Below are 14,385 nucleotides of genomic sequence, written 5' to 3'. Positions count from 1 at the left end.
GCAACAGAAAAGCCCGACCTTGTGTCGGGCTTTTTCATGCGCGCTATTCGGTAATCGCCGGCTCCAGCCGTATGCCCTCGATCTCCAACGCATTGAAACGCGGCGCCACCACCCGCCAGGCACCGCGCTCGACCTGCTCCTTGAGCGTCTCGCCGTCGAGGGTCTGCTCGTCGGCGCTGCGCAGGTGGCCGATCCAGCGCCAGCTGCCGTTCGCCTCACGCCCCAGCACCGTCACGATTCGCGGCCGCGCACCGCGTAGCAGCAGTACCTCGGGCTGGCCGTCGTCATCCAGATCGACGGCAAACAGGGCGCAGTCCCCGTCACAGCCCTGGGTCGCGATCGCCTGGGCCAAGGCGCCGTCGGCATCTTCGAGAGGCGCGCCGATCCATGGCACGGGAGCGGTGTTGGCCATGTCGTGCGCGTGTCGCCAGTTCCAGTAGTTGTCCGCGCCGTCCAGTCGCTGCAGGTCCGCCTGCAGTTGCTCCCGACGCGCGTCGGCGATGCCCGGTTGGCTCAGGCGCTGGCGCAGTTTTTCGAGATGGTCGCGACCGGGCTGTCCCAGCTGAAAGCGCAGCGCGCCGAGATCGGTGCGCTCTGCCGGCACCTGCTCGTCGAGCAGGCGCTGGTACTGATTGGCTGCGCTGAGCTGCAACGGGCTCAACGGTGGCAGATGCATGAGCAGCAACAGCGCCACCGAAACCAGCGCCAGCAGCGGGTTGCTCCGGCGCAAGCCCGCCAACCAGCCATCCCGCCGTTGCAGCACCGCCGCCATCAGCGCCAGCGCGTGCAGCAGCGCCACCAGGGTCGCCCCGAGCGCCACCACCCGATCAGGCGTGAGCCCGTACTGACCGATCCGCAGCCACAGTGCGTAAACCGCAAGACCCGCCAGAAGCGGCAGGCACAGCGAGCTGGCGTCGACCAGCACGCGCAGCGCACGCGGGTAATGCACCGCTTGCCGGCCATCCTGAACGACGCCGTTGAGCAACGCGACATGGGCGAACACCATGGCCAGCAGGATCGGCGTCGCATGGCGGGTTTCCCACAACGGCTGCAGACCGGTGAACGGCAGGCAGACCACGAAAATCAGCAGGATCAGCACCGTCAGCGGCAGCAGGAAGCGACACATCGCCTGCAGCACGTTGCGCAGCGCATCGACCACCTGGCCACGCTCGAGACCGATCCACAGCCCGATGGCGACGACCGTCGCGCTGGCCACCCAGATAAAGCCGGACGACTCGAACAGCGTTGCGAAAATCCTGATGCCGACCAGCTTGAACAGGCCGGCCCAGAGCCAGATCAGCAGCCAGAACGCCGCCAGCATCAGCAGCGCCATGAACAGCAGCAGGCCGTTGTTGATGGCGTGCCGGTACAGCGCGGCGTAGTCGACCCGCCAGCGATGATCGGCATCCCGCGCCTGGATGAAGGGCGTCAGCACATAGGCCAGGATCAGGTTGCTCCAGAGCAGCAGGGTGCCGACGGATTCACCCAGGTAATACCAGCGAGGCTGCTCGAACTGCAGCGCGAGACCGCCCGCCAGCACGGCCGGCAGCGCGGCAGCGGCAAGCACCAGGCGCCAGCGCCCGGCCTCGCACAGCCCGCCCCAGAGCAACTGCACCTGCCAGCCGCCAATCACCGTGAAGGCCAGCAGTGCCGAACACAGAATCCGCCAGCCAGCAGCGTGCGGCCAGGCCTCGCTGGCCGCCCAGAGCGCCAAACCCTGCAGCAATCCGACCGCCAGATAGACTTTCAGCGGGCGGGCTTCGCCTGTCAGTTCCATGCACGTTCCTTTTGCCGGTGATGCGCCGTCCGATCGCGGCGGGTTGCAGTGTGCGGCCCGTCCGCACGGGCCGCAATGCGAGCGCGACCGCGCGTGATCAGGTCGCCAATGCCGTGGGCTCGAGCAACCCAAGGACGTGTTCGGCAATCGCCAGACAGGCAGTCAGGCCCGGCGATTCGATGCCGAACAGGTTCACCAGCCCGGCGATGCCGTGCTGCGCCGGGCCGTCGATGCGAAAGTCCGCGGCCGCCTCGGCGGGGCCGCTGATCTTCGGGCGGATGCCGGTGTAGGCCGGTTGCAACGAAGCGTCCGGCAGCGCCGGCCAATAACGGCGAATTGCGGCGTAGAAGCCCTCGGCCCGTTCCGGCTCGATGTGATAGTCGAGTGCCTCGACCCACTGCACGTCCGGGCCGAAACGCGCCTGCCCGGCCAGATCCAGGGTCAGGTGCACGCCGAGGCCGCCGGGCTCGGGCAGCGGATAGACCAGATGGCGAAACGGCGTGCGCCCGCTCAGGCTGAAGTAGCTGCCCTTGGCGAAGAACTGCCGCGGCCGCGCCGCCGGGCCCAACCCGGCGGTGCGCGCGGCGAGGATGGGCGCGCCATGTCCGGCGCAATTCACCACGGTGCGGGCCAGCAACTGCAGCGGGTCGGCACCGCCCACCTCGACCTGCAAGCCCGCGCTGCCGACGGTGATCGCCGTTACCGGCGCGTTCAGTGCCAGCACCGCGCCGTGGCGCTCGGCATCGCCCAGCAGTGCCAGCATCAGCGCGTGGCTGTCGATGATGCCGGTGCTTGGCGAAAGCAGCCCTGCCACCGCCTGTACTTCCGGCTCCAGCGCCAGCACCTCGCGCCCATCGAGGTACTGCAGGTCGTCGACCCCATTGGCCAGCGCGTGCCGCCGCAGTTGTTCCAGCGCAGCGATCTGGGCCTCGTCGGTGGCGACGATCAGCTTGCCGCAACGTCGATGGGCCACGCCGTGGCTGTTACAGAAATCGTAGAGCTGGCGACGCCCGGCCACGCACAACCGGCCCTTGAGCGAGCCCTGCGGGTAGTAGATGCCGGCGTGGATGACTTCGCTGTTGCGCGCGCTGGTGGCGGTGCCAAAGGCCGCCTCGGCTTCCAGTATCAGCACCTCGCGACCGGCCAGCGCCAGCGCACGCGCCACCGCCAGCCCGACCACTCCCGCACCCACCACCACGCAATCCACCCGATCCATGCCAGACTCCTCGACCCGAACAGCCCAAGCCTGCCGCAACCACAGCGGTCGGCCAAGGGTCGGATGACCTGACAAAGCAGTTAAAGGGAACACCGACATGCGCATCGGCCTGATCTCCGACACCCACGGTCTGCTCCGCCCCGAGGCAGTGGCGGCGCTGCAGGGCTGCGCACAGATCATTCACGCCGGCGATATCGGCAAACCGCAGGTGCTCGACGGGCTGCGCGTCATCGCGCCGCTGGAGGCGATCCGCGGCAATATCGATACGGCCGACTGGGCGCAGGTGCTGCCCGAACGCCTCGACCTGCGCATCGGGGGTCTCACCCTGCACGTGCTGCACGACCTCAAGCAGCTGGATATCGACCCGCTTGCCGCCGGCGTCGACGTGGTGATCGCCGGCCACTCGCACAAACCGAAGGTCGAGCGGCGCGATGGCGTGCTCTACGTGAACCCGGGCAGCGCCGGTCCGCGACGCTTCAGCCTGCCGATCAGCCTGGCACTGCTGGAGCTGAACGACGGCCAGGCGCAGGTGGAGCTGATCAGCCTCAGCTGACGCCCATGTAGCGATCGGCGCGGTGATTGATCGCCAGCACCAGATTCAGCGCCACGGCGCCGAGCACCGACAGCAGCACCTTGTCCACCGGTACGACGAACACCGCGGCCATGACGATCAGCGCGTCGATGCCCATCTGGAAGGTACCGGCGCGCAGGCCGAAACGCTCCTGCAGGAACAACGCGAGGATGTTCACCCCGCCAAGACTGGCGCGATGGCGGAACAGGATCAGCAGGCCGATGCCGATGGCGAAACCACCGAACACTGCGGCGTAAACCACGTTCAGCTCGGCGAAGCGCACCCACTGTGGGGTCAGCTCGGCGAACAGCGAGACCAGCCCCACTGCGCAGACGGTGCGCAGGGTGAACTTCCAGCCCATGCGCCAGATCGCCAGTGCATAGAACGGCAAGTTGAGCAGGAAGAACACCGGGCCGAACGACCAGCCGGCCAGGTACTTGAGCAGAAAGGCCAGCCCAACGGTGCCGCCGGTGAGCAGCCCGGCGTGGCTGTAGAAGGCGATGCCAAGGGCGACCAGCGCGGTGCCGGTGAGCAGCGCCAGAGCGTCCTCCCACAGCGGGTGACGAACGAAGATCGCCGATACGCGCTCGGCTTGCGGCACGTCGGATTCGCGGGTTTGCATCGGCTGGGTCTCGAAAACGGTTGTTGCGAAGGATAGAAGCTGGGCAGGCGGAAGGACTTGGCGCCGATCAAGCGAAGACGGCGCCGATCAGCGCCGTTGCCAGGTCTCGAACCGATACGCAGGCGCCTCGCCCTCGGCCGGATGCGGCTGGCTGTCGATGCACTGCCATTCGTGCTCGTCGAATACCGGGAAGAAGGCATCGCCCTCGGGCTGCGCGTCGATCCGTGTCAGGTAAAGCCGCTGCGCCTGCCCCAACGCCTGAGCGTACAGCTGCGCACCGCCGATCAGCATCAGCTCGGCGACGCCCTGCTCGCGCGCCCACTGCTCGGCACGCACCAGCGCGGCATCCAGATCGGTGAAGGTTTCCGCGCCGTCGAGCTGCAGATCGGCCTGGCGACTGACCACCAGGTTGAGCCGCCCCGGCAGCGGGCGGCCGAGCGAGTCCCAGGTCTTGCGACCCATGATGATCGGCTTGCCAAGGGTCATGGCCTTGAAATGCCTGAGATCGGCGGGCAGATGCCAGGGCATGCGGTTGTCGAGGCCGATCACGCGGTTCTGCGCGAGGGCGGCGATCATGGCGAGGGGAAGGCGGGTCTGATTCATGGCGGCGAGAATACCAGAGCGGCCCCGATTCCCGCAGCGCCAGCCGTTCGTCGGCTTAACCGTTTTGCAACGCAAGGGGCAACGCAGCGTCAACGTCCGGTCATGCAAGTGGCGCAGGCTGGGACATCCAAACCGAGGAGATGCCGAAATGGCCCGCAAGACCACCGCTTCCCTTCGCCGCTGGCTCACCGCCTGCACCCTGTTGCTACCGCTCGCCGGCTTCGCTACGCCGGATGAACACGCCGCGAAACACCAGGCTGCGCGGGGCGAGCCGACCCCGCTGGTGATCGCCCATCGCGGCGCCAGCGGCTATGTACCGGAGCACACCCTGGCCGCCTATGCCCTGGCCGTTTTCCAGGGCGCCGACTACATCGAGCCGGACCTGGTGATGACCCGTGACGGCCATATCGTCGCCCGCCACGACAACGAGCTGGGCCTGACCACCGATGTCGCCCAGCGCCCCGAGTTTGCCGATCGCAAGCGCACCCAGCAGGTCGACGGCGTCACCCTCACCGGCTGGTTCAGCGAAGACTTCACCCTCGCCGAGCTGAAGACCCTGCGCGCCATCGAGCGCATCCCGGATATCCGCCCGGGCAATGCCCGCATGGACGGCAGCCTGGAAATCCCGACCCTGCAGGAGATCATCGACCTGGTGAAAACACTGCAGCTCAGCCAGGGCCGGCGCATCGGTCTGTACCCGGAAACCAAGCATCCGACGCATTTCCAGCAGCTCGGCCTGGCCATGGAGAAGCCGCTGGTGCGCATCCTCACCCGCAACGGCTACGTCGGGCGCCACGCGCCGGTGTCTATCCAGTCGTTCGAGGTGGACAACCTCAAGACCCTCAGCCGCCTGACCCAGCTGCGCCTGGTGCAGCTGTTCAGCTCCGGCCAGCCGTATGACCAGCAGGTGCGCGGGACCAAGCTGACCTACGCGCAGATGGCCACCCCCGCCGGGCTCAAGGCCATCTCCCGCTACGCCGCCGGCGTCGGCCCGGAGAAGAGCTACATCATTCCGCGTGACGGCAACGGCAATCTGGGCACGCCGACCGGCTTCGTCGCCGCCGCCCATGCGGTCGGGCTCAAGGTCCACCCGTACACCTTCCGCGCAGAAAACGCCTTCCTCCCGGCCAACCTGCGCAGCAGCGACAAGCGCCACGAGCGCGGCGACAGCGAAGCGGAGATCCGCGCCTTCCTCGATGCCGGCATCGATGGCCTGTTCATCGACCAGCCGGATATCGCCGTGCGCCTGCGCAACGCCGACTGACGACCACAGCGGGGAGCCGCAACGGCTCCCCGTTTCCCCGTTCCGCGCGGCAGCGGTTATCCTCAGGGCTCGACCCGCCAGCGAGAAGCCGCGTGACCGTCCGCCCCTCTCCCGATCTCACTCCGCTCGACCGAATCTGGCTGACCGAAGCCGTGCGCCTGCGCGAAGAGCATGCCGGGCCGCTGGACGACGACGAGGCCAACCGCCAGGCCCGTACCCAGGGCGGCGATCTGCCGACGCTGATCGAGCGCCGCGCGCTCTGGCTGGCGCACCGTGACGGGCTCATCGAGGCGCTCCGGCACTGGCGTCAGGGCGCCCGCCTGGGCGCGCTCGCGCTGATCCTGCTGGCGCTCTTCACCGGTGCCGGGCTGGCCTTCGCCGCGCTCGGCGACGGGCAGCGACCGGTCAACGTGTTCTGGGCGCTGGGCAGCCTGCTCGGGCTGAACCTGCTGACCCTGCTCGGCTGGCTGCTCGGCCTGCTGCTGACCGGTGACAGCAGCGGCGCGCTGGGGCGGCTGTGGCTCTGGCTGAGCGAAAAGCTCGCCCGTGATGCCCGCGCCGCGCAGTTGGCCCCAGCCCTGCTGAGCGTGCTGCATCAGCGCCGACTCGGCCGCTGGTTGCTGGGAACAGGCGTGCACGCCCTATGGCTGCTGGCGATGGCCAGCGCCCTGCTCACCCTCCTCGCCCTGCTGGCGACCCGCCGCTACGGCTTCGTCTGGGAAACCACCATCCTTGGTGAGAACGCCTTCGTCGGCCTGACTCAGGCCCTCGGCGCGTTGCCGGCCCTGCTCGGCTTCAGCGTGCCGGATGTCGAGCAGATCCGCGCCAGCGGCGCACTCGCCGGCGATCTGGACGGCGCCCGGCAACGCTGGGCCGGCTGGCTGGTCGGCGTGCTGCTGGTCTACGGCCTGCTGCCGCGACTGCTGCTGGCGAGCCTCTGTCTGTGGCGCTGGCGGCGTGGGCGGGCTGCGCTGACCCTCGATCTGAACCTGCCGGCCTACCGCCTGCTGCGCGAACGCCTGCAGCCACCCAGCGAGCGCCTCGGCATCCGTGATGCGGCGCCCGCCCAACTACACGCACCGACTGCCGGCGCTCAGCTCGATGGCAGCGCTGGCGCCGTGCTGGTGGCCATCGAACTGGACGGCAGCCGCCCGTGGCCGCCGGCTCTGTCCAAGGGTATCGCCGATGCCGGCATCCTCGACGACCGCGAGGGGCGCCGACGGCTGCTCGATCAACTGACCCGCTTTCCGCCGGCACGCCTGGCCGTCGCCTGTGATCCGCGACGCTCACCCGACCGCGGCACCCTGGCGCTGATCGGCGAGCTGTCGCGCTGCGCGGCGGCGACTCGCGTCTGGCTGCTGCAGGCACCCCCGGGCGAGGCGCTGGACAGCGCGCGCCTGGAAGACTGGCACCAGGCGCTGGATACCCTGGGGCTGGCGCATTCGAGCTGCGCCCCGCTGCGCTGGCTGGAGACAGGCCATGACTGAAGCGCTGAAACTGGCCGTGGTCGGCCATACCAATGTCGGCAAGACCTCGCTGCTGCGCACCCTGACCCGCGACATCGGCTTCGGTGAGGTCTCGCACCGGCCGAGCACCACCCGCCACGTCGAGGGTGCGCGGCTGTCGGTGGACGGCGAGCCGCTGCTGGAGCTTTACGACACCCCCGGCCTGGAAGATGCCATCGCCCTGCTCGACTACCTCGAACGGCTGGAGCGCCCCGGTGAGCGCCTCGACGGCCCGGCACGCACCGCGCGCTTTCTCGACGGCAGCGAGGCACGCCAGCGCTTCGAGCAGGAAGCCAAGGTGCTGCGTCAGCTGCTGGCCAGCGACGCCGGGCTCTACGTGATCGACGCCCGTGAGCCGGTGCTGGCCAAGTACAAGGACGAGCTGGCGGTGCTCGCCGGCTGCGGCAAGCCGCTGTTGCCGGTGCTCAACTTCGTCGCCCAGCCGGGGCACCGCGACGAGGAATGGCGTCAGGCCCTGGCCCGCCTCGGCCTGCATGCGCTGGTGCGCTTCGACAGCGTGGCGCCACCGGTGGATGGTGAGCGCCGGCTGTACGAAAGCCTGGCGCTGCTGCTGGAACAGGCGCGGCCCAAACTGCAGCGGCTGATCGAGGACCACGAGGCCCAGGCTGCTGCACGTCTGGCCAGCGGCCAGCGGTTGATCGCCGAGCTGCTGGTGGATGTCGCCGCCTGCCGACGCAGCGTGGCCGCACAGCCGGAACTGGAGCGCGGCGCCATTCGTGAATTGCACGATGCCGTGCGCCGCCGCGAGCAGCGCTGCGTCGAGGCGCTGCTGCGCCTGTATGCCTTTCGCCAGGACGATGCGGCGGCCAGTGATCTGCCGCTGCTCGACGGGCGCTGGGGCGACGACCTGTTCAACCCCGAGACCCTCAAGCAGCTGGGCGTGAAGATCGGCGGCGGCATGGCCGCAGGTGCCGCGGCCGGTGCCGGCGTCGACCTGATGGTCGGCGGCATCACCCTCGGCGCAGCGGCGCTGCTCGGCGCCATCGCCGGCGGCGGCGCGCAGACCGCGCGGCACTATGGCAATCGCCTGCTCGGCAAGCTCAAGGGGCAGCGCGAGCTGAGCGTCGACGACGCCGTACTGCGCCTGCTCGCCCTGCGCCAGCGTCAACTGCTGGCCGTGCTCGCGACTCGGGGGCACGCCGCCACCGAGGCGATCCGCCTGGCCACGCCACAGGATCAGGGCTGGCGCGAGGGAAAGCTGCCCGAAGCCCTGCAACGCTGTCGCGCGCATCCCGAGTGGTCCTCGCTCAACCCCGGCGCCCGCCTGCAGGACGGCGAGCGCCAGACGGCGCTTGACGAGCTGCAGACCGAACTGCGGCGGGGCTGACCAGCCTGCCGCTTCACCATGCCTGCACGCTAGGCACGGGCCGGCGCACCATCGCCGGCCGTGCTCGGCGCCGGCTGGCGGCCGATGCCCAGGGTGCACAGCGTTGCCAGCATGATCAGCAACCCACCCGCCCAGCCCATCGGCCCCAGCCGCTCACCCAGCCAGAGACCTGCGATGATCGCGCCGAACAGCGGTTCGGAGCCCATCAGCAGCGACACCCGCGTTGCGCTGCTGCGCCCCAGCGCGCGGTTCTGCGCAAACATGGCGAACAGCGTGGCGAACAGCACCAGATACAGCGTGCCGAACCAGAAACCCGGCTCCACCGGCAGCGCCGGCAGTCCGCCCGGCAGCGACACGGCGAGCAGGATGCAGCCCGCCGCAACGACTCCACTCTGCACCGCAGTCAACGCCAGTGCCGGGATTTCCCGGCCGGCCGTCAATCGCCGAGTCAGGCAGACCAGCACCGCGCGCAGCAACGCGGCGGCCAGCATCAGCGCATCGCCGAGATTGAGCGACAGCTGCGGCCCGCCGGTCAGCAGCCAGACGCCCGCCAGCGACAGCGCGCAGGCGAGGAACAGCGTGTTGTGCGGCCGCTGGCGCAGCAGCAGCCATTCCATGAACGGTGTGATCACCACGCACAGGCTGATCAGAAACGCCGCATTGCTGGCGCTGGTCAGCATCACGCCCCAGGTCTCGCAGAGAAAGATCGCCAGCATCACCAGCCCCAGCGGCAGGCCGGGGCGCAGCGCCCGGCGACCGGCGCCGCGCAGTTGCGGCAGCAGCAGGACAAAGGTCAGGCCGAAGCGGATCGCCAGAAAACCCAGCACCGGGTAGAACAGCAGCGCCTGCTTGGCCACCGCATAGCTGCTGCCCCAGATCAGCGCCACCGTCAGCAGCATGCCATCGGCCAGCCACAGCCCCTGTCTCAACGTGCCTTTCATGTTCGAATCCCCGCACCAATCAGGCGCTGATTGTCGGGCCTGTCGCGGCAGTCGATAATCCAGCGAAACAGCACAGGACCTGTTCCGCATGGGAACGAATGACAGCGCAGCCCTGCTGCCCTCCATGGCCGTGTTCGTGCGGGTGGTCGAGGCCGGCAGCTTCTCCGGCGCCGCGCGCCTGCTGGGCAGCACACCGTCGGCGGTGAGCCGCCAGGTAGCACGGCTGGAGCAGGCCCTGGCGCTGCGCCTGCTGGAACGCACCACACGCCAGCTGCGGCTGAACGAGGCCGGGGCGGAGTTCTACCAGCATTGCCGGGACATGCTCGATGCGGCCGATGCTGCCGTCGCCATCGGCGAGCGGCTGATGCGCAGCCCGCGCGGGCTGGTGCGCCTGAGCGTGCCGAAGGCCTATGGCAAGTTCGTCGTCGGACCGGCGATGCCGGCCTTTCTCCAGCGCTACCCCGAGGTCGATGTGCAGCTGCGGATCAGCGACCAGAGCCCGGACCTGATCGAGGACGGTTTCGACCTGCTGGTGCAGGTCACCGACAATCCACCCGAAGGCCTGGCCGGCAAGCCGCTCGGGACGGTGCGCCAACTGCTCTGCGCCAGCCCCGACTACCTGCAGCGCCACGGCGAGCCGCAACATCCGCAGGACCTGCTGCGCCACAGCTGCCTGTATCTGGGGGAAACGGCGGGAGACAATCGCTGGCACCTGCGCCGCGGCGAGCAACAGGAAACGGTGACGGTGCGCGGTCGCTACATCAGCAACCACAGCGAGGCCCGGTTACTGGTGGCGCTGGCAGGCCTGGGCATCACCTGCCTGCCGCATTTCACCGCTGCCCAGGCGCTGGCCGACGGGCAGCTGCGCGAAGTGCTGCCGCAGTGGCGCTACACCGGCTCCTACCAGGGCGCGGCCTGGCTGCTATGGCGACAGAATCACCACCTGCCGCCGAAGACACGTGCGCTGATCGACTATCTGAGCGAGGCATTGATAGCCAGCTGAGCGCAACGCGCATCCGCAGACAGTGGGCTGGCGCCCACCGCTACCGGCGCGCCTGTCAGCGCTCCTTGGTGCCTTCCACTTCCTCGGCCATGCGTGCCAGGCCGAGGTGGCGCACGTCGGTGCCGCGCACCAGGTAGATCACCAGTTCGGCGATGTTGCGTGCGTGGTCGCCGATGCGCTCCAGCGAGCGCAACGCCCAGATCACGCTGAGCACGCGGGAGATCGAGCGCGGGTCTTCCATCATGTAGGTGACCAGCTCGCGCAGGGCGGTCTTGTACTCGCGGTCGACGGTCTTGTCGTACTGCGCCACCGACAGCGCGAGGTCCGCATCGAAGCGGGCGAAGGCGTCCAGCGACTCCTGCACCATCTTGCGCACCTGGTCGCCGATATGGCGCACCTCGACGTAGCCCTTGGGCGACTCGCCTTCCTCGCACAGCTGGATGGCACGGCGGGCGATCTTGGTCGCCTCGTCACCGATGCGCTCGAGGTCGATCACCGACTTGGAAATGCTGATGATCAAACGCAGGTCGGAGGCCGCTGGCTGACGGCGGGCGAGAATGCGCACGCACTCCTCGTCGATGTTGCGCTCCATCTGGTTGATCTGGTCGTCCACCTCGCGCACCTGCTGGGCGAGGCCCGAATCGGCCTGAATCAGCGCGGTGACCGCGTCGTTGACCTGCTTCTCCACCAGCCCGCCCATGGCCAGCAGGTGGCTGCGCACCTCCTCCAGCTCGGCGTTGAACTGCTGGGAAATGTGTTGGGTGTGGCTGTCTTTGCTGATCATCATCGAGCCCTTGCGAAACTGTGGTTCTCTCGCCGGACGAGCCGGCCCTTGGCAAAGCGTGCTGCGCTAGGAGGCGGCGCGCAAAACGAGTACGGCAAGCGCCGCCGACAACGCGCAGCGCGGTTTGCCATGGCCGGCTAGCCGTAGCGGCCGGTGATGTAGTCTTCGGTCTGCTTCTTGGCCGGGTTGGTGAACAGCGTATCGGTGTCGCCGTACTCGATCAGTTTGCCCATGTACATGAACGCGGTGTAGTCGGAAACCCGCGCGGCCTGCTGCATGTTGTGGGTGACGATGACGATGGTGTACTTGGACTTGAGCTCGTAGATCAGCTCCTCGACCTTCAGCGAAGAAATCGGGTCGAGGGCCGAGCTCGGTTCGTCGAGCAGCAGCACTTCCGGCTGCACGGCGATGGTACGGGCGATCACCAGACGCTGCTGCTGGCCACCGGAGAGGCCGAGTGCCGACTCGTGCAGACGATCCTTCACTTCCTCCCACAGCGCCGCGCCCTTGAGCGCCCATTCGACGGTTTCGTCGAGCACGCGCTTCTGCTTGATGCCCTGGATGCGCAGGCCGTAGACCACGTTCTCGTAGATGCTCTTGGGGAACGGGTTGGGCTTCTGGAACACCATGCCGACGCGGCGGCGCAGGTCGGCCACATCCACACCCTTCTGGTAGATGTTCTGCCCGTCGAGGTTGATGGCACCTTCGATGCGGCAGCCGTCGACCAGGTCGTTCATGCGGTTGAAGCAGCGCAGCAGGGTCGACTTGCCGCAGCCGGACGGGCCGATGAAGGCGGTCACGCGCTGGCGCGGAATGTTCATGCTGACGTTGTGCAACGCCTGCTTCTGGCCGTAGAACAGGCTGAGGTCGGGCACCTCGATGGCGACCTGCTCGTTGGCCAGGCTCAGGCTGCGCTTGTCGCGGCCCAGGGCCGAGATGTCGATCGAATGGGTGGTGGTTTGCATGTGCTCGCTCCGTTTGCAGCCTCGGGCTGCAAGCTACAGGCCGCCATCCGCGACGGGTGCTTCCCTCGGAAGCCCACGATGCGGCTGGCGGCGCCAATCAATGATCCAGCGCCTTGTATTTTTCGCGCAGGTGGTTGCGGATGTAGATCGCGCTGAAGTTGAGCGTGGCGATCACCAGTACCAGCAGCAGCGCGGTGGCGTAGACCAGCGGCCGCGCCGCCTCGACGTTGGGGCTCTGGAAGCCGACGTCGTAAATGTGGAAGCCCAGGTGCATGATCTTCTGATCCAGATGCAGATAGGGGTAGTTGCCGTTGAGCGGCAGGTTCGGCGCCAGCTTGACCACGCCGACCAGCATCAGCGGCGCCACTTCGCCGGCGGCACGCGCCACAGCGAGGATCAGGCCGGTCATCATCGCCGGGCTGGCCATCGGCAGCACCACCTTCCACAACGTCTCGGACTTGGTCGCGCCGAGAGCCAGAGAGCCTTCACGGATCATCCGGGGGATGCGCGCCAGGCCTTCCTCGGTGGCGACGATTACCACCGGCAGGGTGAGGATGGCCAGGGTCAGCGAGGCCCACATCAGGCCCGGCGTGCCGAACACCGGCGCCGGTGCGGCTTCGGGATAGAACAGCCGATCCAGCGATCCGCCCAGCACGTAGACGAAGAAGCCCAGACCGAACACGCCATAGACGATCGACGGCACGCCAGCGAGGTTGTTCACCGCGATGCGGATGATCCGGGTGAGCAGGCCCTGCTTGGCATATTCGCGCAGGTAGACCGCGGCGATCACACCGAAGGGGGTGACGATCACCGCCATGATCAGGGTCATCAGCACGGTGCCGAAGATCGCCGGGAACACGCCGCCTTCGGTGTTCGCCTCACGCGGCTCGTCGCTGACGAACTCCCACAGCTTGGCGAAGTAGAACATCAGCTTCTGCGGCGTCGACATGGCATTGGGCTGGAACGCCCGCACCACCTTGCCGAGGGTGATCTCCTGCTCGCGGCCGTCGGCGGTGCGCACGGTGATGCTGTCGCGGTTGAACTGCTGCTGCAGCGCCACCAGCTTGTCTTCCAGCACCCGGTACTCGGCATCCCACTGGGCGCGCTCGGCGTCCAGATCGGCCTGGGCGGCCGCATCCAGACGGTCGTCCAGCTCCAGCTTGCGGGTCTTCAGACGCAGGCGTTCGAGGCCATGGTTGATGCGGCCGATCTCCACCTTCTCGATGCGCGAGATCTGCGCATGCAGCTGGTCGACCCGATCGATCCGACGCTGCAGCTCGCCCCAGGCGGCATCGCCTTCGGCGACCAGCTGGCCGGCTTCCTTGACGTTGAGCAGATAGCCGTAGAAGTTGCCCCACTCGCGACGCTCCAGCACCACCAGCTCGGCCGGCTTGCGCTGGTTGCTCAGCCATTCGCCGATCACCCAGGAGAAGTCCGCGCCGTACACCTCGCGGTTACCGACCTTGAGCAGCTCGCGGGTCATGAACTCGCCGCCCTCGACATTCACCGGCAGCCCGCTGGCAGCCAGGCGCGCCCGTGGCACTTCCTCGGCCTGCACCACCTCGCCGGCCAGCACGCGCATTTCCGCGCCGGGCATGCTGTAGTCGGCGACGATCACGTCGGCCGGCCAGAAGTGCGCCAGACCGCGCACGGCGATGATCGCCAGCAGCCCCAGGGTCATGATCACGGCGATGGACACCGCGCCGGCGTTCATCCAGATCCAGGGCGTGCCGCTCTTGACCCAGCTGTTCAACGAATCCTTTTTCACGGATCGATACCTTTTGGC

13 protein-coding genes are annotated in these 14,385 nt (G+C 68.1%); 5 read left to right on the top strand and 8 right to left on the bottom strand.

The window, feature by feature from the left end:
* Nucleotides 1–43: 43 nt before the first annotated feature.
* Entirely contained in the window at nt 44–1,777 is a 1,734-nt protein-coding gene (locus tag ACVRRC_RS04400) for a DUF4153 domain-containing protein (RefSeq protein WP_472996664.1), read from the bottom strand.
* A gap of 97 nt (nt 1,778–1,874) precedes the next feature.
* The gene (locus tag ACVRRC_RS04395) at nt 1,875–2,993 is read right to left on the bottom strand and encodes an NAD(P)/FAD-dependent oxidoreductase (RefSeq protein ID WP_472996663.1); all 1,119 of its coding nucleotides are present in this window, start codon (nt 2,991–2,993) and stop codon (nt 1,875–1,877) included.
* A gap of 97 nt (nt 2,994–3,090) precedes the next feature.
* On the opposite strand from ACVRRC_RS04395, the gene ACVRRC_RS04390 reads away from it, so the two are divergent.
* Nucleotides 3,091–3,546, top strand: coding sequence for a metallophosphoesterase family protein (locus ACVRRC_RS04390; protein WP_053527611.1), 456 nt, complete (start codon nt 3,091–3,093; stop codon nt 3,544–3,546).
* On the opposite strand, the gene ACVRRC_RS04385 is transcribed toward ACVRRC_RS04390, so the two are convergent.
* Together ACVRRC_RS04385 and ACVRRC_RS04380 are read right to left on the bottom strand one after the other, a co-directional pair.
* Nucleotides 3,539–4,186, bottom strand: a complete 648-nt coding sequence (locus ACVRRC_RS04385; protein WP_011915019.1) for a YitT family protein — start codon at nt 4,184–4,186, stop codon at nt 3,539–3,541. The two genes, ACVRRC_RS04390 and ACVRRC_RS04385, sit on opposite strands and share 8 nt — an antisense overlap.
* A gap of 87 nt (nt 4,187–4,273) precedes the next feature.
* A complete protein-coding gene (locus ACVRRC_RS04380; RefSeq protein ID WP_053527612.1) occupies nt 4,274–4,789 on the bottom strand; it encodes a dihydrofolate reductase in 516 nt (171 codons plus the stop codon).
* Between the two features lie 148 nt (nt 4,790–4,937).
* Between ACVRRC_RS04380 and ACVRRC_RS04375 the strand changes: the two genes are divergently transcribed.
* The 3 genes from ACVRRC_RS04375 to ACVRRC_RS04365 all read left to right on the top strand — a co-directional run bounded on the left by ACVRRC_RS04375 (nt 4,938) and on the right by ACVRRC_RS04365 (nt 8,906).
* Complete coding sequence (locus tag ACVRRC_RS04375; RefSeq protein WP_472996662.1) at nt 4,938–6,053, top strand: glycerophosphodiester phosphodiesterase; 1,116 nt, start codon at nt 4,938–4,940, stop codon at nt 6,051–6,053.
* A 92-nt stretch (nt 6,054–6,145) separates the two neighbouring features.
* Nucleotides 6,146–7,540: a DUF2868 domain-containing protein gene (locus ACVRRC_RS04370; protein WP_472996661.1), complete on the top strand. Its 1,395-nt coding sequence runs from the start codon at nt 6,146–6,148 to the stop codon at nt 7,538–7,540.
* Nucleotides 7,533–8,906, top strand: a complete 1,374-nt coding sequence (locus ACVRRC_RS04365) for a DUF3482 domain-containing protein (RefSeq protein WP_472996660.1) — start codon at nt 7,533–7,535, stop codon at nt 8,904–8,906. The genes ACVRRC_RS04370 and ACVRRC_RS04365 overlap by 8 nt, the downstream gene beginning before the upstream one ends.
* A 29-nt stretch (nt 8,907–8,935) precedes the next feature.
* Here the strand turns inward: ACVRRC_RS04365 and ACVRRC_RS04360 are convergent, their stop codons facing one another.
* Complete coding sequence (locus ACVRRC_RS04360; RefSeq protein ID WP_014598034.1) at nt 8,936–9,847, bottom strand: DMT family transporter; 912 nt, start codon at nt 9,845–9,847, stop codon at nt 8,936–8,938.
* 88 nt (nt 9,848–9,935) lie between these two features.
* Between ACVRRC_RS04360 and ACVRRC_RS04355 the strand changes: the two genes are divergently transcribed.
* Nucleotides 9,936–10,850, top strand: coding sequence for a LysR family transcriptional regulator (locus ACVRRC_RS04355; RefSeq protein ID WP_106442505.1), 915 nt, complete (start codon nt 9,936–9,938; stop codon nt 10,848–10,850).
* Between the two features lie 55 nt (nt 10,851–10,905).
* Here ACVRRC_RS04355 and phoU read toward each other — a convergent pair whose 3' ends face one another.
* The 3 genes from phoU to pstA form a co-directional block, all read right to left on the bottom strand.
* Nucleotides 10,906–11,634: a phosphate signaling complex protein PhoU gene (phoU, locus tag ACVRRC_RS04350; protein WP_026006469.1), complete on the bottom strand. Its 729-nt coding sequence runs from the start codon at nt 11,632–11,634 to the stop codon at nt 10,906–10,908.
* Between the two features lie 137 nt (nt 11,635–11,771).
* Nucleotides 11,772–12,599 carry a phosphate ABC transporter ATP-binding protein PstB gene (gene pstB / locus ACVRRC_RS04345; RefSeq protein ID WP_014598037.1) on the bottom strand — a complete coding sequence of 276 codons (828 nt, stop codon included), beginning with the start codon at nt 12,597–12,599 and terminating at the stop codon, nt 11,772–11,774.
* Between the two features lie 97 nt (nt 12,600–12,696).
* Complete coding sequence (gene pstA, locus ACVRRC_RS04340) at nt 12,697–14,367, bottom strand: phosphate ABC transporter permease PstA (RefSeq protein ID WP_279648108.1); 1,671 nt, start codon at nt 14,365–14,367, stop codon at nt 12,697–12,699.
* Nucleotides 14,368–14,385: the final 18 nt, after the last annotated feature.

The organism is Stutzerimonas sp. LR2 (assembly GCF_055755175.1).
Note: the sequence above shows the minus strand (reverse complement) of the source record. Positions and strands in the feature narration are given on the sequence as shown.

What these genes read in the sequence shown, in the direction of transcription:
- ACVRRC_RS04400 (WP_472996664.1), bottom strand. Translation starts at nt 1,777, where the DNA reads ATGGAACTGACAGGCGAAGCCCGCCCGCTGAAAGTCTATCTGGCGGTC.
- ACVRRC_RS04395 (WP_472996663.1), bottom strand. Translation starts at nt 2,993, where the DNA reads ATGGATCGGGTGGATTGCGTGGTGGTGGGTGCGGGAGTGGTCGGGCTG.
- ACVRRC_RS04390 (WP_053527611.1), top strand. Translation starts at nt 3,091, where the DNA reads ATGCGCATCGGCCTGATCTCCGACACCCACGGTCTGCTCCGCCCCGAG.
- ACVRRC_RS04385 (WP_011915019.1), bottom strand. Translation starts at nt 4,186, where the DNA reads ATGCAAACCCGCGAATCCGACGTGCCGCAAGCCGAGCGCGTATCGGCG.
- ACVRRC_RS04380 (WP_053527612.1), bottom strand. Translation starts at nt 4,789, where the DNA reads ATGAATCAGACCCGCCTTCCCCTCGCCATGATCGCCGCCCTCGCGCAG.
- ACVRRC_RS04375 (WP_472996662.1), top strand. Translation starts at nt 4,938, where the DNA reads ATGGCCCGCAAGACCACCGCTTCCCTTCGCCGCTGGCTCACCGCCTGC.
- ACVRRC_RS04365 (WP_472996660.1), top strand. Translation starts at nt 7,533, where the DNA reads ATGACTGAAGCGCTGAAACTGGCCGTGGTCGGCCATACCAATGTCGGC.
- ACVRRC_RS04360 (WP_014598034.1), bottom strand. Translation starts at nt 9,847, where the DNA reads ATGAAAGGCACGTTGAGACAGGGGCTGTGGCTGGCCGATGGCATGCTG.
- ACVRRC_RS04355 (WP_106442505.1), top strand. Translation starts at nt 9,936, where the DNA reads ATGGGAACGAATGACAGCGCAGCCCTGCTGCCCTCCATGGCCGTGTTC.
- phoU (WP_026006469.1), bottom strand. Translation starts at nt 11,634, where the DNA reads ATGATCAGCAAAGACAGCCACACCCAACACATTTCCCAGCAGTTCAAC.
- pstB (WP_014598037.1), bottom strand. Translation starts at nt 12,599, where the DNA reads ATGCAAACCACCACCCATTCGATCGACATCTCGGCCCTGGGCCGCGAC.